The sequence below is a fragment of the Salinigranum sp. genome (assembly GCF_041641895.1).
GTDB lineage: Archaea > Halobacteriota > Halobacteria > Halobacteriales > Haloferacaceae > Salinigranum.
The window spans coordinates 31,851-57,345 of sequence record NZ_JBEPXO010000011.1; the positions used below are offsets into that span (position 1 = coordinate 31,851).

26 protein-coding genes are annotated in these 25,495 nt (G+C 69.6%); 17 read left to right on the plus strand and 9 right to left on the minus strand.

The genetic code is table 11. The annotated features are described in order from the left end of the window. Position 1: 1 nt before the first annotated feature. From ACESK5_RS03895 to ACESK5_RS03910, 4 genes are all read left to right on the plus strand, one after another. Positions 2-568, plus strand: a complete 567-nt coding sequence (locus ACESK5_RS03895; RefSeq protein WP_372910235.1) for a DUF2617 family protein — start codon at positions 2-4, stop codon at positions 566-568. Next, positions 565-1,518 carry a hypothetical protein gene (locus tag ACESK5_RS03900; RefSeq protein ID WP_372910236.1) on the plus strand — a complete coding sequence of 318 codons (954 nt, stop codon included), beginning with the start codon at positions 565-567 and terminating at the stop codon, positions 1,516-1,518. Before ACESK5_RS03895 ends, ACESK5_RS03900 begins: the two co-directional genes overlap by 4 nt. Further along, the gene (locus tag ACESK5_RS03905) at positions 1,515-2,969 is read left to right on the plus strand and encodes a hypothetical protein (RefSeq protein WP_372910237.1); all 1,455 of its coding nucleotides are present in this window, start codon (positions 1,515-1,517) and stop codon (positions 2,967-2,969) included. Before ACESK5_RS03900 ends, ACESK5_RS03905 begins: the two co-directional genes overlap by 4 nt. A 91-nt stretch (positions 2,970-3,060) precedes the next feature. Next, the gene (locus tag ACESK5_RS03910) at positions 3,061-5,403 is read left to right on the plus strand and encodes a pentapeptide repeat-containing protein (protein WP_372910238.1); all 2,343 of its coding nucleotides are present in this window, start codon (positions 3,061-3,063) and stop codon (positions 5,401-5,403) included. Between the two features lie 4 nt (positions 5,404-5,407). Here ACESK5_RS03910 and ACESK5_RS03915 read toward each other — a convergent pair whose 3' ends face one another. Both ACESK5_RS03915 and ACESK5_RS03920 read right to left on the minus strand, forming a co-directional pair. Beyond that, entirely contained in the window at positions 5,408-6,253 is an 846-nt protein-coding gene (locus ACESK5_RS03915) for a hypothetical protein (protein WP_372910239.1), read from the minus strand. Positions 6,254-6,430: 177 nt separating this feature from the next. Continuing rightward, positions 6,431-7,177 (minus strand): DUF429 domain-containing protein, encoded by a 747-nt coding sequence (locus ACESK5_RS03920; RefSeq protein ID WP_372910240.1) that lies wholly within the window; start codon positions 7,175-7,177, stop codon positions 6,431-6,433. Between the two features lie 108 nt (positions 7,178-7,285). Between ACESK5_RS03920 and ACESK5_RS03925 the strand changes: the two genes are divergently transcribed. Further along, positions 7,286-8,272 (plus strand): Gfo/Idh/MocA family protein, encoded by a 987-nt coding sequence (locus tag ACESK5_RS03925; protein WP_372910241.1) that lies wholly within the window; start codon positions 7,286-7,288, stop codon positions 8,270-8,272. A gap of 89 nt (positions 8,273-8,361) precedes the next feature. On the opposite strand, the gene ACESK5_RS03930 is transcribed toward ACESK5_RS03925, so the two are convergent. Continuing rightward, entirely contained in the window at positions 8,362-9,240 is an 879-nt protein-coding gene (locus ACESK5_RS03930) for a DUF5995 family protein (RefSeq protein ID WP_372910242.1), read from the minus strand. A 148-nt stretch (positions 9,241-9,388) separates the two neighbouring features. Between ACESK5_RS03930 and ACESK5_RS03935 the strand changes: the two genes are divergently transcribed. Further along, on the plus strand, positions 9,389-9,583 hold the full coding sequence (locus tag ACESK5_RS03935) for a cold-shock protein (RefSeq protein ID WP_136590639.1): 195 nt from the start codon (positions 9,389-9,391) through the stop codon (positions 9,581-9,583). Between the two features lie 78 nt (positions 9,584-9,661). Here the strand turns inward: ACESK5_RS03935 and ACESK5_RS03940 are convergent, their stop codons facing one another. Then, complete coding sequence (locus ACESK5_RS03940; protein WP_372910259.1) at positions 9,662-9,865, minus strand: hypothetical protein; 204 nt, start codon at positions 9,863-9,865, stop codon at positions 9,662-9,664. Between the two features lie 78 nt (positions 9,866-9,943). Here ACESK5_RS03940 and ACESK5_RS03945 point away from each other — a divergent pair, with 78 nt between their 5' ends. Further along, positions 9,944-11,560 (plus strand): hypothetical protein, encoded by a 1,617-nt coding sequence (locus tag ACESK5_RS03945; RefSeq protein WP_372910243.1) that lies wholly within the window; start codon positions 9,944-9,946, stop codon positions 11,558-11,560. A gap of 29 nt (positions 11,561-11,589) precedes the next feature. Here ACESK5_RS03945 and ACESK5_RS03950 read toward each other — a convergent pair whose 3' ends face one another. Together ACESK5_RS03950 and ACESK5_RS03955 are read right to left on the minus strand one after the other, a co-directional pair. After that, complete coding sequence (locus ACESK5_RS03950) at positions 11,590-12,045, minus strand: pyridoxamine 5'-phosphate oxidase family protein (protein WP_372910244.1); 456 nt, start codon at positions 12,043-12,045, stop codon at positions 11,590-11,592. A 64-nt stretch (positions 12,046-12,109) separates the two neighbouring features. After that, a complete protein-coding gene (locus tag ACESK5_RS03955; RefSeq protein ID WP_372910245.1) occupies positions 12,110-13,363 on the minus strand; it encodes an MFS transporter in 1,254 nt (417 codons plus the stop codon). 111 nt (positions 13,364-13,474) lie between these two features. Between ACESK5_RS03955 and nucS the strand changes: the two genes are divergently transcribed. Next, a complete protein-coding gene (nucS, locus tag ACESK5_RS03960; protein ID WP_372910246.1) occupies positions 13,475-14,260 on the plus strand; it encodes an endonuclease NucS in 786 nt (261 codons plus the stop codon). A gap of 38 nt (positions 14,261-14,298) precedes the next feature. On the opposite strand, the gene ACESK5_RS03965 is transcribed toward nucS, so the two are convergent. Beyond that, positions 14,299-14,946 carry a type 1 glutamine amidotransferase gene (locus tag ACESK5_RS03965; protein ID WP_372910247.1) on the minus strand — a complete coding sequence of 216 codons (648 nt, stop codon included), beginning with the start codon at positions 14,944-14,946 and terminating at the stop codon, positions 14,299-14,301. Between the two features lie 196 nt (positions 14,947-15,142). Between ACESK5_RS03965 and ACESK5_RS03970 the strand changes: the two genes are divergently transcribed. The 3 genes from ACESK5_RS03970 to ACESK5_RS03980 all read left to right on the plus strand — a co-directional run bounded on the left by ACESK5_RS03970 (position 15,143) and on the right by ACESK5_RS03980 (position 16,942). Continuing rightward, positions 15,143-15,301 (plus strand): hypothetical protein, encoded by a 159-nt coding sequence (locus ACESK5_RS03970; RefSeq protein ID WP_372910248.1) that lies wholly within the window; start codon positions 15,143-15,145, stop codon positions 15,299-15,301. A 163-nt stretch (positions 15,302-15,464) separates the two neighbouring features. Further along, positions 15,465-15,995, plus strand: coding sequence for a 50S ribosomal protein L16 (locus ACESK5_RS03975; RefSeq protein WP_372910249.1), 531 nt, complete (start codon positions 15,465-15,467; stop codon positions 15,993-15,995). Between the two features lie 59 nt (positions 15,996-16,054). Further along, positions 16,055-16,942 carry a RimK family alpha-L-glutamate ligase gene (locus tag ACESK5_RS03980; protein WP_372910250.1) on the plus strand — a complete coding sequence of 296 codons (888 nt, stop codon included), beginning with the start codon at positions 16,055-16,057 and terminating at the stop codon, positions 16,940-16,942. Positions 16,943-16,959: 17 nt separating this feature from the next. Here ACESK5_RS03980 and ACESK5_RS03985 read toward each other — a convergent pair whose 3' ends face one another. Beyond that, positions 16,960-17,325, minus strand: a complete 366-nt coding sequence (locus ACESK5_RS03985; protein ID WP_372910251.1) for an Hsp20/alpha crystallin family protein — start codon at positions 17,323-17,325, stop codon at positions 16,960-16,962. Positions 17,326-17,518: 193 nt separating this feature from the next. Between ACESK5_RS03985 and gap the strand changes: the two genes are divergently transcribed. From gap to ACESK5_RS04005, 4 genes are all read left to right on the plus strand, one after another. Beyond that, a complete protein-coding gene (gap, locus tag ACESK5_RS03990) occupies positions 17,519-18,568 on the plus strand; it encodes a type I glyceraldehyde-3-phosphate dehydrogenase (protein ID WP_372910252.1) in 1,050 nt (349 codons plus the stop codon). A gap of 163 nt (positions 18,569-18,731) precedes the next feature. Continuing rightward, complete coding sequence (gene pgk / locus ACESK5_RS03995; protein ID WP_372910253.1) at positions 18,732-19,937, plus strand: phosphoglycerate kinase; 1,206 nt, start codon at positions 18,732-18,734, stop codon at positions 19,935-19,937. Positions 19,938-20,025: 88 nt separating this feature from the next. Further along, positions 20,026-20,721, plus strand: a complete 696-nt coding sequence (locus tag ACESK5_RS04000; protein WP_372910254.1) for a helix-turn-helix domain-containing protein — start codon at positions 20,026-20,028, stop codon at positions 20,719-20,721. A gap of 146 nt (positions 20,722-20,867) precedes the next feature. After that, a complete protein-coding gene (locus ACESK5_RS04005; protein ID WP_372910255.1) occupies positions 20,868-21,839 on the plus strand; it encodes a WD40/YVTN/BNR-like repeat-containing protein in 972 nt (323 codons plus the stop codon). A gap of 63 nt (positions 21,840-21,902) precedes the next feature. On the opposite strand, the gene ACESK5_RS04010 is transcribed toward ACESK5_RS04005, so the two are convergent. Next, entirely contained in the window at positions 21,903-22,964 is a 1,062-nt protein-coding gene (locus ACESK5_RS04010; protein ID WP_372910256.1) for a type II glyceraldehyde-3-phosphate dehydrogenase, read from the minus strand. Between the two features lie 197 nt (positions 22,965-23,161). On the opposite strand from ACESK5_RS04010, the gene ACESK5_RS04015 reads away from it, so the two are divergent. Both ACESK5_RS04015 and ACESK5_RS04020 read left to right on the plus strand, forming a co-directional pair. Then, entirely contained in the window at positions 23,162-24,112 is a 951-nt protein-coding gene (locus tag ACESK5_RS04015; protein ID WP_372910257.1) for an aminopeptidase, read from the plus strand. Between the two features lie 623 nt (positions 24,113-24,735). After that, the gene (locus ACESK5_RS04020; RefSeq protein WP_372910258.1) at positions 24,736-25,401 is read left to right on the plus strand and encodes an HVO_0476 family zinc finger protein; all 666 of its coding nucleotides are present in this window, start codon (positions 24,736-24,738) and stop codon (positions 25,399-25,401) included. Positions 25,402-25,495 lie beyond the last annotated feature (94 nt).

A 25,495-nucleotide genomic window follows, 5' to 3' on the forward strand; every position in this document is an offset into this window, starting at 1 on the left:
CATGACACCCGCATCAACCCCCTCCGACACCGACTTCGGCGACCCGGCCGACTCGACCGACTCGACCGAACTGCACGTCGCCTACCCACAGACGCCGCCGGACTTCGCGGCGTTCGACGTGAAGGCGCTCACCCCCGAGACGCTCCTCGGCGAACCCTGCACCGTCGCCGTCGTCGGCCAGTCACACGTCGTCACCGCGCCGGCGCTCGGCTACCACGAGGTCTGTTCGTGTGTCCCCCAGACGGTCGAGGCGAGCGAGACAGTCGCACTCGACCAGGGGGTCACGGCTCGGGTCGACACGACGGACAGGGAGCGAGCGGTGACGGCGACGACCGACCTCTCGGTCCACCCGCTCTCGTCGTTCCCGGGCCCCGGGGACGTGACCGTCGCCTACCGGTTCGGCCCCGGAGCGTGGACCACCGTCCGCCTCGTCGCCGACAGAGGATACGAGACGTACCACACCTACCCCGAACGCGACGTCGCCGTCCGCACGGAGACCCGACTCGAACGGGTCGGTGCGGGGCCGAACGACCGCCCCGCCGAACCGCCCCGGGGGGTCGACCGATGACCGCGGACCGGACCGTCTCCTCGACGGGCGACCTGACGCTCGCCGGGTCCGAATCCCCACCCGTGTCGGTCACCGACACCGCGGACGTGTTCCTCCGGGCGGAGAGCGTCGCGGGCGACGTCCATGTGACCGACGCGGAGTACGTCTTCACCCACCAGACGCTCGGACAGAGTGCGGAGCCACCCGACCCCCGGACGCGAATCCAGGGTGACGAGGACGCCTACGCCGAACCCGGCGGCGTCGGCGGCGACCTGACGCTGTCGAACGTCGCGGACGTGTTCGTCCCCGTGGACGCGGCCGACGGCACCCTCTCGGTCCTGGGGTCGGAGAACGTCTACTCGGCGTCGGCCCCAGACCTCGACCCCGGGGCGTGCGACGTCGTCAGCCACGGGTGGCAGCAGCGCACCCGGGCGTCGGACCCCGACACCGGCGTCTACGTCACCGGTGCAGGCCACGACGTCACGGTCGACCGGGTACGGACGGACGTCGACGTCTACGTCGTCGGCTGGGGGCACGAAATCCACCTCGACGGGCGTGGTGGCGAGGTGTCCGTCCACTTCTGCGGCTACGACAACAGCGTCAGCGTCGGCCCCTACCTCGGTTCGACGGTCGAGTCGGACGCCGGCTTCGGCAACGCCGTCGACGAGGAACCGTTCCCGGTCGAGGACCTCGTCGAGCAGTCGAAACGGGAGGCGTGTGAGACGGCCGGATTCGGCCGGCACAAGGTCGTCTACCAGGAGCCAGCCACCGACGAGGAGTGGTGTGGGAACTGCGGCGAACCCGCGGACGCCATCGTCGAGCGCCACCAGATGGAGGCGTTCTTCCTCTTCTCGTACCCGGTGTGGGTGTACGAGCGAAGCACGAACCCGGCGACCGAGTGTGAGCACTGCTCGCCGAACGCCCACGACGCCACGCTGACGAGCGAGGAGCGCCGGAAGGTCCTCCAGTGACGGGAGAGTCGCGACCACCCGACGTCGCCGCGCCCTCCAGACGCCGGGTGCTGACAGCAGTCGGCGGCGCCGTCGCCGGCGCAGGGCTGATCGGGGGCCGCGCCGTCCACGCACAGACCGACACCGACGTAACCCCGACACCACCCTCGACACCGTCTCCAACTCCCGCTCCACCCGCGGCCAGGTGGACCCGGCGGTACGCGGTCGGCGAACACGCCGCCCGGTTCCTGACGGTCGTTCCGGTCGGCGACGAGTACGTCCTCGCGGGCGTCGCGGGGGAACACGACGACCTGCGCGGCCTGGCCGTCCGCACGGACAAACGAGGACAGACTCGCTGGCAGCGCACGTACGGGACGGTGAAGTCGGGTGTCGCCGACGGCGCACCGCACCCCGACGGCGGCGTCGTCCTCGCCGGGGGGACCAACCTCGACGGCTCCAGCCCGTTCGCCGAGACGCCGCTCTCGGCCGACCCCTGGGTCGTCCGCCTCGACAGGGGTGGCGACGTCGTGTGGACGCGGACGCTCCAGCCGGCGGCCGCGGCCGGCCAGGCCGACGCCCTCGTCCGCGTCGGCGGCGGCTTTCTCGTCGCCGGCCGACGCCGTGAGCGCCGTGAGACCCGCCCTCGGCCGTGGGTGGCGTACCTCTCGCCGGCCGGACACCGCCGCTGGGAGACCACGCTCGGGAGCGAGGACGAGGAGGGCGCGCTGACCGCTGCGAGCGCAGTCGACGACGCCTGGTACGTCGGCGGGTCGACGTCACCAGTCACTGCCGGAGGCGAACAGCCGTCGGGCCGTGACGAGACGGGCCTCGTCGCCCGACTCGACCCCGACGGGACCGTGCGGTGGCGGTGGTCACCCGAGAGACCGCGGGGGAGTCGTCTCGCGGCCCTCCACGCGGACGCGTCGGGCGTCGTCTGCGTCGGCAACCGGGGTTTCGCCACCGACGACGACGGCCGGGGGTGGCACCTCCGTCTCGACGCCGACGGCGGCCACGCGTGGGAGGCGACCCACTCGCGTGGACCCTGGAACTGGCTCGACGGCCTCGCTGCCCTCGACGAGGGGGACGGCTACCTCCTCGTCGGGACGCGGGAGCGCACGCCCGAAGAGGACGACCCGAACGGGCGGCGGGGCACCTGGGTGCTCCGGACCGGTCCCGCCGGCGAGGTGCGCTGGGTGACCACCTACTTCGAAGGCGACTGGAGCCACGGCGAGACGGTCCACGCGCTCGACGAGGGCTTCCTCCTCGCCGGGTCGACAGAGACCGACGCCGGCCAGGCGGCGTGGCTCGTGGGCGTCGGGGACGTACCGACCGCCGACGCGACAGCCGACGTGAGCCACCGCCTCGACGCGCTCTCGCGCGCCGTGCCGCCGGCGGCGGACGACATCGGCCTCGGCGTCCTCGTCGGGGTCGGTGTGGCCACGCTGTGGCGGCGGCTCCGCGACGGTGAGTGACGCCGGACCGAACCCGGAGTTTGATATACTGTCCGGTTGAACTGTCGTGGGATTCGGCCGTTCCGCCGGACCGACACCACGCCCTCCACCCATGTCACAGCAGACGAGCGGACAGAACGGACGCGTCGACCAGAAACATCAGTGTGGATACACGTTCGACCCCGCACGGCGGACGGACGCGAGTCTCCGGACGACGTGGGAGTGTCCCCACCCCGCCCACGACGGGAGCGACTACTGCGTCTTCCACATGTCCGACGACGAACGGGGCGCACACGACGTCGATTCGACGGACGTCGTCGAGCGCCTCCTCGCCAACCTGGCCGTCGACGACCCGTGCCGCAACGAGTACGTCGGCGCGACCCTGCCACACCTCTCGCTGACGTACCGGCAGGTCGACGGCGACACGAACCACGTCCTCAACTTCCAGCACGCCGAGATAGCGGGAGTCGACCTGACCCACGGCCGCCTCGACCAGGGGTTGAACCTCCGGGAGGCGACCGTGGGACGCCTGACCGTCGAGGACGCGACGGTGACGGGCGACGTCGACGCCAGCGACGCCGTCGTCGAGCGGTTCGAGGCGGCGGAGGCGACGTTCCGCGAGGACGTCGACTTCGGCGGCACCACGTTCACCGGGGGCGTCGACTGCACCGAGGCGGTGTTCGAGGAGGGTGCCTGCTTCGAGGGTGTGGCGTTCGAGGACGTCGCCGACTTCCGGAACCTCACCGCCGAGGGCGACAGCCACGTCCTCGGCGACCACCTCACGTTCGCCGACGCGACGTTCCACGGCGCGGCGAGGTTCAGACAGGCCGGGTTCGGCTACGTCAGTTTCACCGGGGCGACGTTCGAGGCGAGCACCGACTTCGAGCACACCGACTTCGGGGGCGACACGACATTCGACGGCGCGACGTTCGAGCGCATCGCGGACTTCGACGAGGCGCGGTTCGACCACGACGCCAGTTTCGTCGAGGCCCGGTTCAGGCGACTCGCGGAGTTTCGGGGTGCCAGTTTCGACGGCGGGAGTCGGACGGCGAGCGACGACGTGACGTTCGAGAGTGCCGTCTTCGAGAAGGAGGCGGACTTCAAGCTCGCGACGTTCCGGTTCGCGGACTTCAAGCGGGCCGACTGCCGCGGCGACGCGAACTTCGACCGGGCGACGTTCCGGGCGCGAGCGGACTGTCACGACCTCACGGTGGCCGGCGTGACGAACCTCGAACACGCGACGTTCGAGGCGCCAGTCGTCTTCGACGGGTCGGCGTTCGACGGTCGACTGACGGCAGTCGAGACGACGTTTGCGGGCGACGCCGACTTCCGCGAGGTGACGTTCGCCCGGCGCACGACGTTCGACGAGGCGCGCTTCCGTGCCGACGCCGACTTCGGCGAGGCGACGTTCGAGGCGACTGTCACCTTCCGGGGCGCGGCGTTCGAGGGCGAAGCGAACCACGTCGAGCAGAACGCCTCGTTCGACGGCGTGGCGTTCGAGGGCGACGCCGACTTCCGCGACGCGCGCTTCACGCGCGGGTCGTTCCGGGGGGCGACGTTCCACGGAGTCTGTGACTTCCGGGCCGTGACGTTCCGCGAAGCCGCGGCGTTCGAACTCGTCCCCGGCGGGTCGGACTCGTACGTCGACCTGACCGACGCCGTCGTCAACGGCGGGGAAATCGTCCAGGGCGGCGCGTCGGTCCCGTACGACCTGACGCGCGCCACGCTCGGCGACGTCCGCCTCGACGGGTCGAGCGACGGCCACGAACTCCTCGACCACTTCCGCTTCTGTCTCACCGAGTTCGACGAGTTCGACTTCAGCGACCACCACGCCTACCTGGAGCGGAACGACTGGACCATCCACGACTTCGTCGAGAACGACGCCACCGGGTCGTACGCGGTGGCGCTGACGAACGAGACCATCGAGGAGACCTACCGGAAGGCCCAGGACAGCGCGACGGCCGTCGGCGACACGCCCGCCAGCCGCGAGTTCGAGTTCAAACGCTACTACTACAACCGGCAGAAGAACGAGGACATCCTCCTCAACGAGTACTCGCTCAACGCGTGGGGGCGGGTGAAGAAGGCGGCGAGCGTCGGGCTGAACTCGTTCATGCAGGTGACCTGTGGGTACGGCAACCGCCTCCCCCGCATCGCCGCGTGGACGTTCCTGCTCCCCGCGCTGTTCGGCGTGCTGTACGTCCTCGGTGGCCCGTTCCTGACGCAGGCGGGGTCGGTGTTCGCCCCCGGCCTCGACGGAACCGCACCGACGGCCCCGGGCGTGCTGTTCGACGGGCTCTACTACAGCTACATCAGCTTCAGCACCATCGGCTACGGCGACATCGGCCCCGTCGGGTGGGCCGCGAAGGTGCTCGCCGCCAGCCAGGGGATGCTGAACGGCCTGTTCTTCACGCTCCTGACGTTCACGCTGTTCAAGCGTGTCCTCGGGGGGAACTAGCCGACTAGCTCCCCGGGGCGGCCTGTGCCGCCGCCAGCCACTCGGGGTCGTCGACGGTGGTCGACCCCACCTTCGTCAGCGAGTACTCCCACTGGCCGCTGATGACCTCGCCGTCGGTGGTCTCACCCTCGAACGACCACGACTCGTAGCGCGCGATGCCGTCGGCGTCGACGAGGACCGTGTAGTGGAAGTCCGTGATGCGCGCCTCGCCGGAGCCGGTGGCGACGCCCGCCGCGGAGCCGGCCTGGACGAGCTGCGAGTCGACCTCGGAGAGTTCGTACCGGTCGACGGGGACGCCGTCGAACGTCTCACTCCCGGCGAACGAGAGGTCGTCGTCGGACTCGTACACCCGCGCCTGCGAGAAGCCAACCGCAGTCGCCAGCGGGTCGCTCATCGGCTGTTCGGACGAGAAGTACGTCGGCGCGTCCGCGGGACCCGACTGGACGTAGGTCGTACCGTCGGCGACGAACTGCTGCATCGACCCGCCGTCGGGTTGCCCGTCGCGGGCCGACGAGAGGACGGTGAGCGACCGTTCGACCACGGTGTCGACGTAGAACTCGTAGCGCACCTCGGCCTCGACGCCGCGTTCGTCGACGCCGCGGTACGTCCACGTGGCGGTGAAGCTCCCGGCGTCACGGAGCGCCTGCTCGGCGTCCGAGAGTTCCAGGTCGTCGGTCCCGCTCTGTCCGTCACCGGCGTTCGTGTCCGCGTCGCCCGACTGCGTGGCCGCGTCCGCCCCGTCGCTGGCACCGTCGGCACCGCCAGCGTCCGGGACGCCGCCCCCGCCGAGGCACCCGGCGGAGAACAGTAACAGCGCGACAGTGACGACGAGGAATCGACTCGTGAGCATACGTCTGATACTCTCCGCGATAATATAAAATATCGTAGAGGTTCGTGCACGCACGGGGCACGGGAGCGGTGGCGGGTGAGATGCGGCGGGGGTGAGATGCGGTGAGGTAGTGAGCGGTCGTGCGTCGTGTCTGCCGTCGAGACGTCTCCGCCGACGGGCGGGACGGGCGGAAGGAGGCTACGACGCCAAGAGCGCCGTCTCCGCGCGGTACCACAGTCGCATCGGGAGGCCGGTGGCGTCGCGCGGGGGGTCCGCCGGGAGCGAGCGCAGACGACCCGACCCCGGGCGAGCAGTGTACGCGAGGACGACGGCGTCGAGGACGTCCGGGACGTCGATTGCAGCGCCACCAGTCGACTCGGCGGCGTTCTGGACCGTCACGGGGCCGTCGGGGTCGTGCTCGGCGAGGATGCGGAGGCGTTCGGCGTAGCCCGCGGCGACGTCGCGGGGGTGGTCGAGCGGACGGCCCGCGAACGCGCGGAAACAGACCTCCGGGTGGGCCGCTCCGACGACGTCGCGGGCCTCGGGGAGTTCCTGGAGGAGTTCGTCGACGGCGGCGATGGCCTCGCGCGCCTCGAACGCGCGCTGTGAGAGGTCACGACCCGTCTTCCGTTCGTGCGTCCTGCTGGCGGCGGGGAACCGGCGTTTGCGGGTGGCCTCGCGGGCGGGCGGGTCGAAGACCGTGTCGCGGCGAGGGCCGAGGACGTCGCGGGCGAGGACGTCACACCGCCGCCGGTCGGTCTCGCCGTCGACCAGACCGACGGGGACGTCGGCGAGGATGCGGCTCGCTCCGTCCTCGTAGCGCAGCCAGACGTCGCCGATACCGTCGAACACCGCCGCGTGGTCGAACGTCCGCCCGTCGAAGACGACGGCGAGCCACGGGCCGGAACACCAGACGGCACCGACGAACAGTCCATCGTCCGTCATCGGGTGGAAGTCGGACAGCCGAGGACAAAAGGGTGCGCTCCCGGGAGCGGCCGGTGGCGACGGTGCCGTCGCCCGCAGCTATTTGGGGGAGTCCACGGAGTGACAGGTATGCGCTTCGGCATCCTCAGCACGGCCGACATCGGCCTCGAGTACCTGCTCCCCGCCGTCCAGAAGAGCGAACACACGGCGCTCGCGCTGGCGTCGCGCGACGTCTCCCGCGCCGAACGGGTCGCCCGCGAACACGACGTCCCCCGCGCGTACGGGAGCTACGAGGAACTCCTCGCGGACGACGAGGTGGACGCGGTGTACAACCCGCTCCCGAACGCCCTCCACGGCGAGTGGACGAAACGCGCCGCCGACCACGGCAAGCACGTCCTCTGTGAGAAGCCGCTGACGGCCGACACGGCGGAGGCCGAGGAGGTGTTCGACCACGTCGAGGAGCGAGGCGTGACGCTGATGGAGGCGTTCATGTACCGGTTCCACCCGCGGACCGAACGCGCGGTGGACGTCGTCGAGCGCGAACTCGGGACCGTCCGGAGCGTCGACGCCGCGTTCTCGTTCCACCTCGACGACGACGAGGACATCCGGCTTGACCCGTCTCTCGCCGGGGGGAGCGTCATGGACGTCGGCTGTTACGCGGTCAACGCGGCCCGACTCTTCCTCGGCGAACCGGAGACGGTGTCGGCACGGACAGCCGACGACCGGAACGCGGGCGTCGACACGTCGATGGCCGCGGCTCTCGGGTACGACGGCGCGACGGCACGGGTCGCCTCGGGGTTCGACCGGGCACAGAGCCAGTACTACCGCGTCGAGACCACGGACGGGTGGCTCCAGGCCGACCCGGCGTTCGGGGCCGACGCCGACGAGGCGGTCACGCTGCGGTGGCACGTGGACGGCCGGACCGTCGTCGAGGAGTTCGAACCCGCCGACCACTACCAGTTACAGGTCGAGGCGTTCGCCGCGGCCGTCGACCGGGGCGTCGAACCGCGGATCACTCGCGAGGAGACGCTCGGGAACATGCGCGTCGTCGACGCCATCTACGAGAGCGCGGCGTCGGGGACGGTCGTCGACCTCGACGCCGCGAGCGGCGAGTAGCAGGGGCGTCGGCGCTGGAAACGACGACGGAGTCGGCGCGTCAGCCGGTCAGAACGAGGCGGACGGTCGGTCGGAGACGCGGGGGACGGTCAGTCGCTCTCGACCTGCGGGTCGCGGCCGCGCTCGACCTCACGAAGCGCGTCGCGGAGGCGTCGACTGACCGTCGGACTCAGGAGCAGGTGGGCGACGCCGGTGGCCGAGGTACGCAGGAACCACCGGGTGACGGCCGCCCGGACGCCGAACCGGGAGTCGGCGAGGGCGACGGCGGCCCACCAGGCGGTGTCCCGCCCCTCCGCGAGGGCGACGAACGACAGCGCCTCGTCGAGACGGCCGAGCGACTCGTCGACGTCGAAGAGGCCGGGTGCGTACCGGTCGGCGAGTCGGTCCTGCACCTCGTCGACGAGACGGCGGAGGACGTCGTTGACGGCGCAGTGGTCGGCGTACTTCGCCGCCCGGTCTGGGCCGACGCCGATCGTCGAGAGCGCGAGCGCCAGGTCGTAGTTCACGTGGGCGTTGATGCCGAGGACCGCGTCCTGTGCAACGAGGTTCCGTCCCGCGCTGGCGGACTCGAACGCCACCTGCCACGGGTCGGCGAGCGCCTCGGTGTCGCCCGTCTCGAACCGGAAGAGCGCCTCGCGGTAGAGGTCGGCGAAGGCGACGAGGTACGACTCGACCCACGCGGGGTCGGCGAACGACCCCGCCTCGATCTCGCGGCCGACCTCGCGGGTGACGCGACTGTAGATGGCGAGGAACGGGCCGCGTCGGTCCCCGCGGGCGTGGAACAGGCGTTCGAGGGCGACGAGGCGCCGGTGGGCGTCGTCGACGCTCTCGAACGGGTCGGCCACGAGGGCGAGGACGGCCGAGTCCGGGTCGGCAGCGTCGTCGGACGTGGGGTCGGGGGGGCCGCGGCGGAGTCCGACCCACGTGCGGTGGAGGTGCGTTCGCGGAGCGTCCGGCGACGGTGACATTGCGTTCGTCGCGGACGTCACGCCGACACAAATACGTTGCCTGCGGGACGTTCAGGCCGTCGATACTTGACAAATCAGGCCTCCTCCGCGGTCTTCCGGGACGCGCGCCGCAAGTGTTATATCCTCGCATCGTCTCCCGGTAGATGCAATGGCGACCGGTAAGGTTGATTTCTTCAACGACACTGGCGGTTACGGTTTCATCTCCACCGAGGATGCAGACGAAGACGTCTTCTTCCACATGGAAGACGTCGGCGGTCCGGACCTGGAGGAAGGGCAAGAAGTCGAGTTCGAGATCGAGCAGGCCCCCAAGGGCCCGCGCGCGAAGAACCTGACCCGCCTGTAACCGCGGAGACACGCGGTCCGAGGCATCGGCGTTCGACAGTCAATTTTCGTTCATTTCGACGGGTGACGAGCGACGGCGCTAGTCGCGGACGAGGACGGTCCGCAGTCGCGTCCCGCAGGACGGACAGCAGAGCGTCTGCCAGCGGTCGGCGTCGAGGTCGCCGTACGTCTCGGTCCGAATCGCGTCCGCTCGGGGGACGGTCGTCGAACACCCGTCACAGGTGAGGTGGTCCTCGCGGGTCACAGTCGAGAGTTCGGCCACGAGCACCAAAACGCCTCGCATCGGCCGCGCCCGCAATCGGTTATCAGTCGGGATAATCGCCGCACAACGCTTACGTACGACTCAGCCAAGTCTCGACCAATGCAGCGAGGTCCGCTCGCCGTGCTCCTCGCCCTCCTCGTCCTCGTCGGGTCCGTCCCGGTGACGGTCGTCGCAGCGGAGCCGACGGTCGACCTCGCGGTGAACGGGACGCCGATGGCCTCCGGAGACCGACTCGTCGTGCCAGAGGACCCGGTCCTGTCGGTGAACGCGAGCGCGCGGACGACCGTCGAGCGCGTCGTGGTCCGCGTCGACGACCGGACGGTCCAGACGTGGCTCCCGGGGACGGAGACGGTGTCGGAGTCGATGCGGCTCGACCTCCCGAACGAACCGCAGGAGGTACAGGTCGTCGTCACCGGCTCCGACGGGAGCGTCGCGGCGAGTCGGGTCACGGTCGTCAAGGACGAGGTGGCCCCGTTCGTGGGGTTCGAGGAGCCGTTCGAGAGCGACCCCCGCGGACGGCCGCCGGCGGAGGTGACGCTCTCGGCGTCGCGCGTGACTCTCTCGGGGACGCTCACGGACGCCTCGGACGTCGAGTTCGTCCGCATCACCCGGGCGCACCGCGCGCAGAGCGCCGTCGACTACGAGGTCGTGAGCCGGACCCACGTCGTCCGCGACCCCGGCGACCGCTTCTCACAGGAACTCTTCTTCGGTCCCGGCGAGAACACGGTGCGCATCGTCGTCCAGGACGCGTTCGGCAACAGTCGGACGTACGACCTCTCCTTCGTCGTCGCCGACAGCACCGATCCAACGCTGTCGTTCGAGAGCGTCCCCGCGGAGACCTCCTCGTCGACCGTCTTCGTCAACGGGACCGCGACGGACAACGTCCAGGTGAACAACGTCTCGTACGCCGTCTTCGGCGAGGTGAGCCGTCGGTCCATCGTCGTCGGGAGGGGACCGACGGCGGACCCCACGCGCGAGGAGATTCGATTCAGCCGTGAGGTCGAACTCGTGCCCGGTCCGAACCGCATCACCGTCTGGGCGACCGACACGAGCGGGAACGAGGTGCAGGAACTCGTCGTCGTCGACTACGTCCGGAACGTGGTGCCGACCCTCGCCGTCGACGAGGCGCGGACCCACCTCGTCGCCGAAGAGGCAGTCCACGTCTACGGTGCCGCTCGCGACGGGCGCGTCAGTTCGCTCTCGGTCGAGACGGTCGACGAGAGCGGGACGGTCGTCGACTTCGAGCAGGTGTACGACGGCAGTGACGTGTGGAACGACATCGAGTTCGAGGAGGAACTCACCCTCGCCACGGATGGGGGAACGACCGTCGTGGTCCGTGCCGTCGACGCCGACGGCACCGAACACGTCACGCGGTACGCGGTGCCGACGGCGCCAGCCTCGGCAGCAGAGGCGAGCGACGACGCGGCCGCGCCGGCCACCGAGGCCCCGACGGACGGGGGCGCGGCGGCGGAACGGCCCAGCGGCGAGCGCGAGGGTGGCGAGGCGACGACCAGTTCGACGGCAGTCGAGGACGGCGGGTTCGGCGCGTTCGCCGTCGCGGCGCTCCTGCTCGTCGTGTTCTCCGCCGCCCGCCTCCGGAACGCGACCATCGAGGTGCCCATCGAGAAGTACGTCGACGTCGAGGACACGGAGCTGTCGCTCCCGTCGCTGTCGTCGTTGCCGTCGCTACCCTCGCTCCCCCGCCTTCGGCGCTGAGACGCCCACGCCGCGTTCGGGCGCCGCCGTTAGCGGGCGGCCCGGCTGTGCATCCCGCTGACCTCGTCGACGTCGAGCGCCCAGCCGAGGATGTCCTGCATCGGCTCCGACTCCGAGAAGAGCGTCGGGAACCACGCGTTGTCGTCGAGAGCGTCGCGGAGGGCGGGCCACTCGTCGTCGCCGACGGCGCGGAGCGTCCCCGACGCGATGACCGTCCGCCACTCCTCGCGGGAGGGGACATCGAACGTCAGGAAGGAGGCGCGTTCGGTCGCCTCGCTGAACCGTTCCTTCTTGCTCTCCTCACCGGGGCGGAGGAAGACGAAGTAGAGCCGCTCGGTGTCGGCGTCGTAGCCGTAGCTGATGGGGATACCGTACGCCTCTCCGTCGGCGGCCAGCGAGAGGACGCCGAAGCCCTGTGCGGCGAGGAACTGCCGGGCCGTCTGGTCGTCCATCGCGTTACCCTGGATGCGTGGAAACGTCTCCATATCATACGGTACGGTACCGAGTGACATAAGAGAAGCTGACAGTTCTCTCGACGTGAGAGGCCGGTCACCGCCGGCCGCCGGCGAGTCGGAGCGCCTCGGGACGCGCGCGGAGGCGGAGCATGGCGAGGGTGCCGAGCGCCGGACCGATGGCGAGAGGGGCGAAGGCCCACCGCCAGCCGACGACGGCCACGAGGCGGGGGACGAGCTGGATGGAGACGGTGGTGAGGAGGAAGCCGAGCGCCGTCTGGACCGTCAGCGCGCTCCCGACGTAGCTCCCCTCGGTGAGTTCGGTCACTGCGGCCGAGAACTGGGCGGAGTCGGCGACGACGGCGAACCCCCACACGAGGACGAAGGGGACGACGAGGAGGAGCGACGCGCCGAAGACGACGCCCGCGAGCAGTGAGGCCGCCCCACTGACGAGCATCGACGCGCTGGTCACCGTCGTTCGACCGAACCGGTCGGCGCCGACGCCGGCGACGAGCGCACCGAGGCCGCCGACGGCGATGGTCCCGAAGGCGACGAGCGCGGCGACCTGTGGGGTCGCGAGCGGGTCGTCGGTGAGCGCGAACGACGCCGCGAGGAACGCCGGAATCCACGTCCACACCGCGTACAGCTCCCACATGTGACCGAAGTAACCGAGGTTGGCGAGGAGCGTCCCCCGGTCGACGAGGATGCGCTTCACCGCGCCGGGGTCGAACGGGGCGGCCGGTGCCTGATGCGGACCGGGGCGGACGAACAGGACGAGGACGCCGCCGAGCGTGGCGAGACCGGCCGCCGAGAGGAGGACGAGCGTCGGCCGGCCGATGCCGCCGACGCCGCGGACGAGGTGCGGGAGGGCCGACCCGACGGTGAGCGCGCCGATGAGCGTCCCGATGGCGAGGCCGCGGCCCTCGCGGAACCACCCCGCCGCGACTTTCATCCCCGGTGGGTAGACGCCCGCCAGGGCGACACCGGTGAGGAAGCGGAGGCCGATGGCGGGGAAGGCGCTGTCGACGGCGCTCGCGAGGAGAACGGTGAGACCGGCACCGGCGACCGACGACCCTGCGAAGAGGTACCGCGGCGGGACCGTATCGGAGAGCGTCAACACGGCCGAGAGGAGCGCCCCGACGACGAAGCCGACCTGGACGGCGCTGGTCAGGAGGCCCGTCTGTGCCGGCGTGAGCCCCCACGTCGACGCGAGTTCGGGGGCGACGGCCGACGCCGAGAACCACAGCGACATGGCGAACAGTTCCGCGACGGCAAGGACGAGAAGCGCCTGCCACCGGGTGGTCGCTACGAGACGAGACGTCTGCCGACTGACGGTGAGGCCGTCTGTCATCACTCGGGGAGACGGGGGAGGCAGACAAAGCCGACCCGAGGTCGTGTGACCGGGTTGCACGACTGGCGAACCGGGCGCGTGGTTTTTCTTCGCCGCCTCGCAAGCAGGGGCGTGAGCGTCGAAACCCTCCACCGGCCGGCCCACCGCGACGCGCTCGTCGCGCTGGAACGGGCGTTCGACCGGGGCGACGTGGTGGTCGTCTTCGGCCGCTGTACCGTCGAGTACGACGGCCGAGCCGCGAGTTCGCTCGGTCCGGGCGACCGGCTCCTCGTCCTGAAACCGGACGGGGCGGCGCTCGTCCACACTGACGAGAAGCGGACGCCGGTCAACTGGCAACCGCCCGGGAGCGAACACCGCGCGAGCGTCCGCGACGGTCGGTTGCGGGTGCAGTCGCGACGGACGACGCCCGAGGAGGTGCTCGACGTCCGCTTCGAACGGGTCGACCAGCTCTCGGCGTTCTCGGTGACGGAGCGGGCGGAACTCGCACTGACGGGGAGTGAGGAGGACCTCCGGACACGAATCCTCGACGACCCCTCGCTGGTCGAGGCGGGGTTCGAGCCGCTGGAGACGGAACGGGAGACGTCGGCCGGACCCGTCGACGTGTTCGGCCGCGACAGCGCGGGGCGAGCCGTCGTCGTCGAGTTGAAACGCCGGCGGGTCGGGCCGGGAGCGGTCAGACAGTTACAGGGCTACGTCGACGCCGTCGGCCGGGAAGTCGGCGACGAGGCGGTCCGGGGCGTGCTCGTGGCCCCGTCCGTCACGGACCGTGCGGCGGCGCTGCTCGACGAGCGCGGGTTCGGCTTCGTCGCGCTGGAACCGGACGAAGCGGCAGCAGCCGAGGGCGAGAACGGACCGGACGACGAGAGGGAGACGGGAGACGAGCGCTCCGACGACTGAGTCGGCGTTCCGGCGACCGAGTCGGCGACCTGTGCGCGTCAGTCGTCGGTCTCGACACCGGCGAGTCGGCAGAAGTTCGCCACCGTGCGAGTGGCGGTGACGTCGCCGAAGTCGCGAGCGCCCGCCCAGCCGAAGTCGCGTTTGATTCGCGGGAGGAGGTCGCCGGTGAACTCCGGGTGGTACTGTGTCGTCCAGACCGGCGCCTCGGCGTGGCGCGTCGCGAGGAACGGGTAGTAGTCGGCGCTGGCGATGGGTTCCATGCCGTCGCCGAGGTCGGTGACGTGGTCGCCGTGGACCATCGGGAAGGTCGGCTCGACCCCGTCGAAGAGCGGGTCGTCGGCGAGGTCGGCGTCGACGAGACGGGCGGTGAGCCCCCGGTGTTCGACGTGCCCGCCGAGGGCGTCGTTCACGAGCTGGTGACCGAAACAGACGCCGAGGGTCGGAACCTCCCGGTCGACGGCCCGACGGACGAGCGTCTTCGCCTCTTCGATCCACGGCCGGGCGTCGGCCTCGTAGACGCCGGCGGTGCTCCCGGTGACGACGACGGCGTCGACCCCGTCGAGCGAGGGAACGCCGCCGCGCGTCGGATAGTGGTAGTGGTCGTGGTCGGGAAGCAGTGCGCGCAGCGCCCGCGGGAGGTAGCCGTAGGCGTCGGGGTCGACCTCGGTGTCGCAGACGAGGAGCATGGCGTCTCTACGTGAGAGGAGGTCGGAGGGAGGGTAATAGCACTTCGGTGTTCGGGAGGGGAGTGGTCTCGACCGGTGCGTGTGGGGTCGTCGAGAGCTCGGTCGAGCGAGTACGTTCAGAATACCCTGATTTTGGGAGTCGTTAACACGGTTATCGGGCGCATAGTTAACTCATCAGAAGTCGTGACTGTGTGGCATGGCATGGCGACCAGTCGAACTCTCGTGTCCGTCCTGTGAGGCGACCGTCCGGACCGACCTCGATGCGGTACTGCCGGACGGAGGTGGGGAACGACTCCGGGGGCGCGACCTGGCCTGTCGCGAGTGTGGCCACGAGTTCGAGGTATTCTACCTCTGACTGCCGTCGACGCGTGAGGCGGCCCTCCCCGGTGACAGCCAGAGCGGAGCGCGTCGGGGTGACGACGGGGCGGCCGCCGGGGTCGGCCGTGAAACCAACCCACGGCGTGAGGGCGCTTCGAAGCCCTTTTAGCCCGCGTAGACGTTCGCCAACGCAAGTAACCATGGCAGACAAACCGGCCTCCATGTACCGGGAGATCGATACGTCCGCGTACACCCGACGGGAGTACATCACGGGCGTCCCCGGTTCGAAGATCGCACAGTTCAACATGGGTAACCTCCAGACCGGTCCCGACGACTACCCGGTCCACATCAGCCTCCGCGTCGAGGAGGAGTGCCAGATCCGTCACGGGTCGCTGGAGTCGGCGCGCCTGTCGGCGAACCGCCGCATGCTGAAGCAGGTGGGGCAGGAGAACTACAAGATGATCCTCCACAAGCACCCCCACCACGTCATCCGCGAGAACAAGCAGGCGACGGGTGCGGGTGCCGACCGTGTCTCCGACGGGATGCGCCAGTCGTTCGGCAAGCCCGTGGGGACGGCCGCCCGCGTCATGAACGGCGACGTCGTCTTCAGCATCTACTGCCAGCCCGAACACGCCGACATCGCGAAGGACGCGCTCCGCCGCTCGTACAACAAGATGTCGCCGCCGTGCCGCATCGTCGTCGAGAAGGGCGAAGAACTGCTGGTCGCCTGAGGTCGGGCCCGCCCGTCGCCCGTCGAACGGTTTTTCTCTCGTCCCGCCACCGCTAGGGTATGCTCCGGTTGGCGGTCGCCACGCAGGGGGAGACGTACGAGCGGATGCGCGACCCGCTCGCCGACCGCGGCATCGACGTCGTCGCGCTCCGGGCGAAGGAACGCGCCATCGGCCTCACCGACACGGTGTCCGACGGGGTCCCGGACGTGGACGTCGGGTTCGTCTTCCCCTCCCGACTGATGGAGGGGGGTGCGCTCGACGCCCTCCTCGGTGTGCCGTGGGTGAACGACCGGGAGGCGGTGGTGACCTCGCGGAACAAGGGTGGCGTCGCCGCGGCGCTCTCGAACGCGGGACTCCCGGTGCCGGAGACGGTGATGCTGTCGAACCCCGTCTCCGAGCGCGAGGTGGTCGAAGCCGTCTCGGGGCTGTCGTACCCGCTGGTCGTGAAACCGAACTCCGCGACCCGCGGCGTGGGCGTCACGAAGGTCGACGACGAGGACTCCCTCCTCGGGGTGGTCGACTACCTCGACCTGGTCCACGACTACCGCGCGACCGGCGACAAGTCCTACCTCGTCCAGGAGTTCCTGCCCGACGCGCGCGACTACCGCGCGATGGTCGTCGACGGCGACTGCTACGGCGGGGTCGAGCGCCGACTCCCCGACCCGGCGCGCGAGGCCGGTCGGTGGAAGCACAACGTCCACCGCGGAGCCGAGGCCGACGCCGTCGACCTCCCGGTCGAGTACAGACGGGTCGCCGAGTCCGTCGCCGTGGCGCTCGGCATCGACTATCTGGGGGTGGACCTCCTCGTCACGGAGGAGCGTGTCGTCGTCGGGGAGACGAACGCACGGCCGACGATCGACCACGCGGACAAGTACGACCCGGGCTTCTACGACGCGCTCGCGGGACTCGTCGAGCGGACGGCTGGAGCCGAAGAATCGAGAGAGTGAGACCGCGACGCCGTCCGTTACTCGACGTCGATGGCGGCGGAGTCTTCGACCTTGTCGAAGGTGACCTGGAGCACGCCGTTGTTGAACGACGCGGACGCGGAGTGTTCGTCGACGCGCGTCGGGAGTCGGATGCGCTCGTCGTACTCGCGTCGGTTCGACGCGGCCGAGACGGTGAGCGTCTCTCCATCACATTTGAGGTCGATTGCGTCCTTCTCCACGCCCGGGAGGTCCGCGACGAGGCGGACGGTGTCGCCCTCGTCGAACACGTCGACGTGCGTCTCGGAGGCGAAGCCGGTGGTGTCGCCGCCAGTCATTTCGCTCATCATCCGTTCGATTTCGCCGAAGATAGAGTCGAACGGATCGTCACGGTCGTCTCTTCGCATGAACAGAGGTATGGTTCTTCGTACCAAAAGCCTTCTGTAACACGAATCATCTGCGAGAATCGGCGCGTGGTCGGCGGAACGGTCCGCTGGACCCGGAACGTCCGGTCTCGCGGGAGAGTCCGTCAGGGTGGATGGAAGTTCCGAAACAGATTTAGTGCGTGGTCGTGGACATACAACCGTAACTAACTCACTTATGAGTGAAAAATCGTACCTGAGTGCCGGTGACGACGTCCCCGAGGAGGAGGTCGTCAGGGTGGGACTCAACGGCTTCGGGCGTATCGGTCGCAACCTCTTCCGCGCGGTCCAGGACGAGCCCCGAATCGACCTCGTCGGTATCAACGACGTGATGTCGTTCGACGACATGGCGTACCTCGCCAAGTACGACTCCGTCATGCCGCGGCTCGACGGCGTCGAACTGGAGGACGACAAACTCACCATCGGCGGGACGTCGGTGGACCTGTACAACGTCCAGTCGCCCGCCGAACTGCCGTGGGACGACCTCGACGTCGACGTCGCCCTCGAGTGTACGGGCATCTTCCGCACGCACGAGGACGCCTCCGCACACGTCGACGCGGGCGCGGACAAGGTCGTCATCAGCGCACCGCCGAAGGGCGACGAACCGGTCAAGCAGATCGTCTACGGCGTCAACCACGACGAGTACGAGGGCGAGTCGGTCGTCTCCAACGCCTCGTGTACGACCAACTCCGTGACACCGGTCGCGAAGGTGCTCGACGACGAGTTCGGCATCGTCGCGGGCCAGCTCACGACCGTCCACTCCTACACCGGGAGTCAGAGCATCATCGACGCGCCGCAGTCGAAGCGCCGTCGCGGCCGCGCCGCCGCCGAGAACATCGTCCCGACGTCGACGGGTGCCGCGCAGGCGACCACCGAGATTCTCCCCCAGCTCGACGGGAAGCTCGACGGGATGGCCATCCGCGTCCCCACGGTGAACGGCTCGCTCACCGAACTCGTCGTCGAACTCGAGGCCCAGCCGAGCGCCGAGGAGATCAACGACGCGTTCATGGACGCGGCGGCAGGCGAGATGGCGGGCGTCCTCGGCGTCACGGACGACCAGATCGTCTCCCGCGACATCCTCGGGAACCCCCACTCGTCGTACGTCGACCTCGACTCGACGAACGTCGTCGCCGACGGCAAGCAGGCGAAGATCCTGACGTGGTACGACAACGAGTACGGGTTCTCGAACCGGATGCTCGACGTCGCCGCGTACGTCCACGACTACTGATCGGCCGGTAGCCAGTCCGGAGCGAACGCCGGCGACGGCGCCACCGGCACCAGGCGCACCCGCCCGCAGCCGACTCGCGGAGCGCCGCCGCTACGACGCGCGACCGGCGGGTCGGTCGGCGGAGTCGCACACCACTAAGTGCCCGTCCCACCTCCTCGCACACATGTTCAAGACGCTCGACGACCTCGACCCCGAACAGCGCGTCCTCGTCCGTCTCGACCTGAACTCCCCCGTCGAGGACGGCGTCGCACAGGACAACCGCCGGTTCGAGCGGCACGCGGAGACCGTCCGTGACCTCGCCGACGCCGGCCACCGCGTCGCACTCATGGCGCACCAGGGCCGCCCCGGCGACGACGACTTCGTCTCGCTCGAGAGCCACGCCGACATCCTCGCCGACCACGCCGGCGTCGACGTCGAGTTCGTCGACTCGACGTTCGGACAGACGGCGCTGGACGCCATCCGTGACCTCGACGCCGGCGACGTCCTCCTGCTCGAGAACACCCGGATGACCGACGACGAACTCCCCGAGCGAGAGCCCCAAGAACACGCCGAGAGCGAGTTCGTTCGGACCCTGGCCCCGGAGTTCGACGCGTACGTCAACGACGCGTACTCCGCCGCCCACCGCGCTCACGCCTCGCTCGTCGGCTTCCCGCTCGTGCTCCCGGCGTACGCGGGCCGCGTGATGGTGTCGGAGTACGAGGCCAACTCCGCCATCGCCACCAAGGAGTTCGAGGGGAACGTGACGATGGTCGTCGGCGGGACCAAAGCGACCGACGTCATCTCGGTGATGAACGCCATCGGCGACAAGGTCGACACGTTCTGCCTGGGAGGTATCGCCGGCGAACTGTTCCTCCGTGCGGCCGGCTACCCCGTCGGGGAGGACATCGAGGGGATGGACCTCTTCGACGACCAGTGGGAGTCGAACCACGAGACCATCGAGGCGCTCCTCGACGAGCGCGGCGACCAGATCGAACTCGCGGTCGACCTCGCGTACGAGGACGAGAACGACGAGCGCGCGGAGAGCCGCGTCGACATCATCACCGAGAAGGACCGCGCGTTCCTCGACGTCGGCTCCGAGACGGTCACCGAGTACGACCCCATCGTCCGCGACTCCGAGGCCGTCTTCGTGAAGGGCGCGCTCGGCCTGTTCGAGGACGAACGCTTCGCAGTCGGCACGGTGGGCATCCTCGAAGCCATCGCCGACACCGACTGCTTCTCCGTGGTCGGCGGCGGCGACACCTCCCGCGCCATCGGGATGTACGACCTCTCGGAGTCGGACTTCTCGCACGTCTCCATCGCGGGCGGCGCGTACATCCGCGCGCTGACGGGAGAGCCGCTCGTCGCCGTGGAACTGCTGAAGCAGGAGTGACGCGTCGGGGCGTCCGGGACGGGTGTCCCCGTCACAAGGCACTTGTTCGACAGGTCGAAAGCGCCGGCCGAGGCGGGAACGACCGACGATGGCCGACGGGATTCACGCACAGCTAGCCGTCCGCCCCCGCGAGGACTGCCCGCTGGGGCGCGTCGTCAGCGACTACACGGTCAGGAACCTCGTCCCGGCACAGGGGGAGACGCCGCCGCAGGTGGTGCTCGAGGACGAAGCGGCGGCCGTGACGGACGACGCGACGCTGCGGGCCGTCGACGCCACCAAGGAGACGGTCGTCTGCCGCCTCGACCCCGACGCAGACGGCCAGGACGGGTGGGCCTGCGAACGCTGTCCCGCCCGGTGTCCGGCGGCCGGGTTCGACCACCTCCCGCTGCGACCGTACGACCTGTCGGTGACCGACGAGTGGCTCAGGCTCGCGTTCGCCGCCGTCGACGAGGCCGAACTGCGGGCGTGTATGGAGGCGCTGGACGAGCTCGGACAGAGCGTGTCGCTCGAAGCGCTCCGGACCGACGAGGCGGCCGGGGCCGACACCGGAGAGCCGCGGACGGTCCTCGTCGACCTGAACGACCTCACGGCGCGACAGCGCGAGACGGCGGCGCTCGCCGTCCGTCTGGGGTACTTCGAGTCCGAGGGCGTGTCGGCCGCCGAACTGGCCGACCACCTCGACGTCTCGAAGGCGACGGTGTCGGAACACCTCCGCGCGGTGCGGGCGAAGGTCGGCAGACAGCTCTTTCCGGCCGAACACGACGCGGACGAGGGCGACGGCTGAACCGCAGCCGGCGCGTCGTCGCCAGGGACCGAGAGGACTGACAGGACCGTCGGGACCGACGGAACCGACGGGGTGGTTTAAACCGTCGAACTATCAGGAACAGCGCCTACCTGACTCTCGACCCTCGCTCCCGACGGTGAGTTCCGATGAGTGACGTCCCCGAAGCCACGCGACGAACAGTGCTGAAAGGTGCTGCGGCCTCGCTCGCCGGTGTGGGCGTGTTCTCCACGACCGGTGCGGCGACGGGCGGGGGATCCGCCGAGGGGTGGACCACGGCGGAGACGCCGACGGGCAACACGCTCTTCGACGTCGAGGAGACCAGCGACGGCGTCTACGCCGTCGGCGGGGGCGGCGTCGTCGTCCGGCGAGGGGCCGACGGCTGGCGGACGGTCCTCGACGGTGGACCGACCGGCAACGGGAACAACCTCTACGGCGCGGACGTCACCGACGACGGCTCGCGACTGTGGTTCGTCGGCGCGAGCGGCGCCATCGGCGAGTACGACGTCGAGGCGGGCGTCCTCACGGACCACTCCGCGCCGAACGACGTGACGAACAACTTCAACGACGTCTCCGTGACCGGGACGGCCGACGAGGCGAACGTGTACGTCGCCGGCGACTCCGGGAAGGTCTACTACTCGTTCGAGAACGGCGCGACCGGAACCTGGGACAGCGTGACGCCCGGGAGCGGGGCCGCAGTCAACGCCATCGACTTCTACGACGGCCGGAAGGGCCACGCCGTCGACGGCAACCAGACCGTGTTCGTCACCAGCGACGGGGCGACGTGGGAGAAACTGGGAATCGCCGACGCGAACCACAACTTCTACGGCGTCGACAGCGACGGGCCTGACGACGTCACCGTCTCCGGCGGTGGTGGCACCATCTACGCGTGGAACGGGTCGCAGTGGGTCCGATCGGACACCGGCGACGCGAGCCTCCGCGACGTCGAGGTCGGCGGGGGCGACGGCCTGACCGTCGGCGGGGGCGGCGTGGTGTTCCGTCTCGGCCGCGACCGCTGGACGCGGGAACAGACGCCGACCGGCGCGAACCTGAAGGCCGTCGTCCGCGCGAACCCGACGGTAGCCGTCGGTGCGGGCGGGACGGTCATCGAGCGTCGGTAGCCGACGGCGAGCAGCGAGCGTCGGGCGACGAGAAGGAGTCGGAACCGGGCCGGAACCGGTGGGTCAGTCGTCGGCGTGAATCTGCTGTTGGCTAAACCCCGCCGGGTCACCGCTGATGCCGACGCCCAGTCTGTCGTCGGTGAGGCGCATCGACTCGTCCTGCGGTTCGAGCCCCATCACGGCCCGAATCGCGTCGACGTTCTCGGGGACGACGTCGGACTCCTGGTGGATGGCCTGGAACAGGTAGAGGTCCCGCCCGCGGACGGCGATGGACTCGCCCCAGATGCAGTTCTCCCAGAGGTCACCGCGCGGTCGGCCGGCGTCGAGCGCGAAGTTCTTCAGTTTGCCGACACCGTCGATACCCATCCCCTCGGGGATGACGTAGAGGCGGTTCTCCTGCTCCAGAAGAGCCTGGACGTGTGCAGCGGTGACGCGTTCGTCGAGCGTGACGTTCAGCGCGTGGACGTGCATCAGCGTCGCGGGCACCTTCAGCCCCATCGTGTCGATGTCGAGGTCGGCGAAGATGGTCTTGACGTCGGGGCCGTGGTGAGAGGGCACGGAGATGGGGTTGGGCAGGATGTCGTTGATCGGCCCGCGCGTGTTCTGCCCGGGGTCGCCGCCCCGGCGGACCAGCGTGGCCCGGACCTTCTCGACGCCGTACTCCTCCTGGAGGGGGGCGATGACGCGAGAGAGCCCCGTGGTGTTACACGAGACGACGCGGACGTAGTCGGCGTCCGCCGCGGCGTCGAAGTTGGCGCGGGCGTTGAAACTCGCGTCCGCGACGTCGGGCGACTCGCCCCCCTGAAACAGCGCGGGGGTGTCGTGCGACTCGTAGAGAGAGCGGTTCTCGGCCCCGATGCCGGAGGGGGTGGCGTCGACGATGACGTCGGCCTCGGCGACGAGTTCGTCGACGGCGCCGGCGAGTTCGAGTCCGGCCTCGGCGAAGAGCGGGGCGCGTTCGGGGATGGCGGCGTACAACGGGTAGCCACGGCGGACGGCGGCGTGTGCCTCGTAGTTCGGCTGAGTCTTGGCGACGCCGACGACGGTCATGTCCGGTTGCGCGGCCACCGCGTCGGCCACGCGCTTTCCGATGGTTCCGTACCCGTTTACTCCGACCTTCAACATACCTCCTCATCCACGGGACAGCCAATTAGTTATTTCGGACGCTAACGGGTAGAAATTAATTCCTACACGAGTAACGGCTTCGATGTTTTCGTTCCGAGAATCCGGAGATTTAGCCACGGTCACACGGGAAAACCGACGTGGGCAGCGGGAACCGACCGAGGGGAAGACCTAACCGACTCACCCCCCTTCGCCGCGGTATGAGCGAATCAGACACGCGGCTCGCGGAGGCCGCCGAGACGGCCGTGACCCAGTGTCTCGCCGTCGAGGTGGGGGAGTCGTTCGTGATCGTCACGGACGACAGGCGCCGACGTATCGGTGAGTTCCTCTACGAGGCCGGGAAGGAACGGACGGAAGACGTCGTCGTCGTCCAGTACCCGCCGGGACCGCAGCACGGGGCCGAACCGCCGACGACCGTCGCGGCGGCGATGCGCGACGCGGACGTGTTCGTCGCGCCGACGACGAAGAGCATCAGTCACACCCGCGCCCGGTCGGCCGCCTGCGAGAACGGGGCGCGCGGCGCGACGATGCCCGGCATCACCGAGGAGGTGATGGTCGCGGGGTTAGACGCCGACTACCAGGCCATCTCCGACCACTGCGAGGACGTGTACGAGCAGGTCTCGGACGCCGAGGAGGTCCGGGTGACGACCGAACGCGGGACCGACATCACGTTCGAACCGGGCGACCGGGAGTGGCACTCCGACACCGGCATCGTCCACGACGCCGGGGCGTTCTCGAACCTCCCCGCGGGAGAGGTGTTCGTCGCCCCCGAGACGGCGCACGGCACGTACGTCGTCGACGGAACGATGCGGCCACACGGTCTCCTCGAGGAGGAACTGCGGTTCGAGGTCGAAGACGGCTACGTGACCCACATCTCCGACGACGCCGTCCGTGCGCAGGTCGAGGAAGGTGCCGAGTCCGTGGGGAGAGACGCGTACAACCTCGCCGAACTGGGGGTCGGGACGAACGTCGGCGTCACCGAGCTGGTGGGGTCGGTCCTCCTCGACGAGAAGGCCGCCGGGACCGTGCACATCGCCATCGGCGACGACGCCTCCATCGGCGGCGACACCGAGGCACCGCTCCACCTGGACGGTATCCTGCGAGACCCGACCGTCTACGCGGATGGGGAGGAAGTAGCGCTTCCTCGATGAGCGAACGGCGGAGCCGTGAGCAGGAGTGGTCGCCGCCCGCCCAGCCCGGCGGACGGGAGGAGAGCGGAGAGACGACACAGACGGGGCCGTCGACGCGGACGGCGGTTCGGACAGGCGTGCAGAGAGCGAGAGCGTGAGAGTGGGCCGACGGCCGGGTCCTCGAGGCGGGCCGGGGCCGCGTTTCCGTCGTCACCGGAGAAAGCCCGAAAACCCGATGACTCGAACGGATATCGCCACCACCAAGGGCTTGTTCGTGGCAGGCGAGCGGCCCTGCGGGACGCACTCTCGCCGGGCGGCACACTTGACCGCGTTCGGCCAGCGGCCACACGACACGGCGGTCGGAGAGCGCGTCGGCAGCACGGAGCGGGTCCGACTGGGTCTACCGACTCGGTTCGAATGACCGTACAGCTTGCACCCGCAACCACCTCCCGACGGGCGGGTTCGGTCCGAGAGACGACGGACAGTCCGGGGAGGCGAGCGGGCCACGGGTGGGGGCGACGACGCTCCCGGCCGGGCTACGGACCGGACGTCGCGTCTCCGCCCTACGGCGAGCCGTGCCACGACCACCCACAGAACCGGCGAAACGTGCCCTTTTCACCGCTGGGCGCAGTAGACGAGCGCATATGAGTACGATTCCCGACGCCGGCGAGCGCGTGCCGCTCGTCTGCCCGTCCTGCTCGCCCGACGAGCAGACGGTCCACGAAGTCGTCAAGCCGGACGGCCACTCGACCGTCCGGTGTACCGCGTGTGGTCACGTCCGCAAGGAGAAGGTGGAGAAACCCCGCGAGGTACCGGTCGACGTCGTCGTCTCCCAGGACGGTGAATCGCTGTCGACCACCGTCGACGCGCCCGCCGAGGAGACTGTCGCGCTGGGTGAGGAGTTCATCGTGGACACGCCCGAGGCGCTGATGCAGGTCCGGGTCACCGCCATCGAGGTCGGTCCCGAACAGCGCGTCGACGAGGCGACGGTCGAGGACGTCCAGACGCTCTGGACGCGCGTCGTCGACAACGTGACCGTGAACGTCACCATCCACCCGAACGACGGCCGCACGGACGCCTCGCGGAGCCTGAAGATGCAGGTGCCCGGCGACTACGAGTTCGTCGTCGGTGAGGTCGAATCCGCGGGCGGCGAGGAGTTCGAAGTCGACGGCATCCACGTCCGAACCGACGCCGACGCCGACAACTACCGGTTCGACAAGTTCGACCACGAGGGCGACATGGTGTTCGCGAAAGACGTGAAACGCCTCTACGGGCGCGACACGACGACTGCGGCCTGGTCCGCCTGGTAACGGCGTCGAAGGGCGTCGACGCGGCTGTCGTTCGTCTGTTTCTCACCCAGTCGACGGGACGTCGGTCACACTCGCAGATTCGCGCGTACAGTCC

Excerpts from the sequence above, each read along its gene's own strand:
- ACESK5_RS03930 (WP_372910242.1), bottom strand. The coding sequence starts at position 9,240 with ATGTCACCGTCGCCGGACGCTCCGCGAACGCACCTCCACCGCACGTGG.
- ACESK5_RS03935 (WP_136590639.1), top strand. The coding sequence starts at position 9,389 with ATGGCGACCGGTAAGGTTGATTTCTTCAACGACACTGGCGGTTACGGT.
- ACESK5_RS03895 (WP_372910235.1), top strand. The coding sequence starts at position 2 with ATGACACCCGCATCAACCCCCTCCGACACCGACTTCGGCGACCCGGCC.
- ACESK5_RS04020 (WP_372910258.1), top strand. The coding sequence starts at position 24,736 with ATGAGTACGATTCCCGACGCCGGCGAGCGCGTGCCGCTCGTCTGCCCG.
- ACESK5_RS03900 (WP_372910236.1), top strand. The coding sequence starts at position 565 with ATGACCGCGGACCGGACCGTCTCCTCGACGGGCGACCTGACGCTCGCC.
- ACESK5_RS03920 (WP_372910240.1), bottom strand. The coding sequence starts at position 7,177 with ATGACGGACGATGGACTGTTCGTCGGTGCCGTCTGGTGTTCCGGCCCG.
- ACESK5_RS03915 (WP_372910239.1), bottom strand. The coding sequence starts at position 6,253 with ATGCTCACGAGTCGATTCCTCGTCGTCACTGTCGCGCTGTTACTGTTC.
- ACESK5_RS03925 (WP_372910241.1), top strand. The coding sequence starts at position 7,286 with ATGCGCTTCGGCATCCTCAGCACGGCCGACATCGGCCTCGAGTACCTG.
- ACESK5_RS03980 (WP_372910250.1), top strand. The coding sequence starts at position 16,055 with ATGCTCCGGTTGGCGGTCGCCACGCAGGGGGAGACGTACGAGCGGATG.
- ACESK5_RS04010 (WP_372910256.1), bottom strand. The coding sequence starts at position 22,964 with ATGTTGAAGGTCGGAGTAAACGGGTACGGAACCATCGGAAAGCGCGTG.
- ACESK5_RS03985 (WP_372910251.1), bottom strand. The coding sequence starts at position 17,325 with ATGCGAAGAGACGACCGTGACGATCCGTTCGACTCTATCTTCGGCGAA.
- ACESK5_RS03965 (WP_372910247.1), bottom strand. The coding sequence starts at position 14,946 with ATGCTCCTCGTCTGCGACACCGAGGTCGACCCCGACGCCTACGGCTAC.
- pgk (WP_372910253.1), top strand. The coding sequence starts at position 18,732 with ATGTTCAAGACGCTCGACGACCTCGACCCCGAACAGCGCGTCCTCGTC.
- ACESK5_RS03975 (WP_372910249.1), top strand. The coding sequence starts at position 15,465 with ATGGCAGACAAACCGGCCTCCATGTACCGGGAGATCGATACGTCCGCG.
- ACESK5_RS03945 (WP_372910243.1), top strand. The coding sequence starts at position 9,944 with ATGCAGCGAGGTCCGCTCGCCGTGCTCCTCGCCCTCCTCGTCCTCGTC.
- gap (WP_372910252.1), top strand. The coding sequence starts at position 17,519 with ATGAGTGAAAAATCGTACCTGAGTGCCGGTGACGACGTCCCCGAGGAG.
- ACESK5_RS03970 (WP_372910248.1), top strand. The coding sequence starts at position 15,143 with ATGGCATGGCGACCAGTCGAACTCTCGTGTCCGTCCTGTGAGGCGACC.
- ACESK5_RS03940 (WP_372910259.1), bottom strand. The coding sequence starts at position 9,865 with ATGCGAGGCGTTTTGGTGCTCGTGGCCGAACTCTCGACTGTGACCCGC.
- ACESK5_RS04005 (WP_372910255.1), top strand. The coding sequence starts at position 20,868 with ATGAGTGACGTCCCCGAAGCCACGCGACGAACAGTGCTGAAAGGTGCT.
- ACESK5_RS03950 (WP_372910244.1), bottom strand. The coding sequence starts at position 12,045 with ATGGAGACGTTTCCACGCATCCAGGGTAACGCGATGGACGACCAGACG.
- ACESK5_RS03910 (WP_372910238.1), top strand. The coding sequence starts at position 3,061 with ATGTCACAGCAGACGAGCGGACAGAACGGACGCGTCGACCAGAAACAT.
- ACESK5_RS03955 (WP_372910245.1), bottom strand. The coding sequence starts at position 13,363 with ATGACAGACGGCCTCACCGTCAGTCGGCAGACGTCTCGTCTCGTAGCG.
- ACESK5_RS04015 (WP_372910257.1), top strand. The coding sequence starts at position 23,162 with ATGAGCGAATCAGACACGCGGCTCGCGGAGGCCGCCGAGACGGCCGTG.
- ACESK5_RS04000 (WP_372910254.1), top strand. The coding sequence starts at position 20,026 with ATGGCCGACGGGATTCACGCACAGCTAGCCGTCCGCCCCCGCGAGGAC.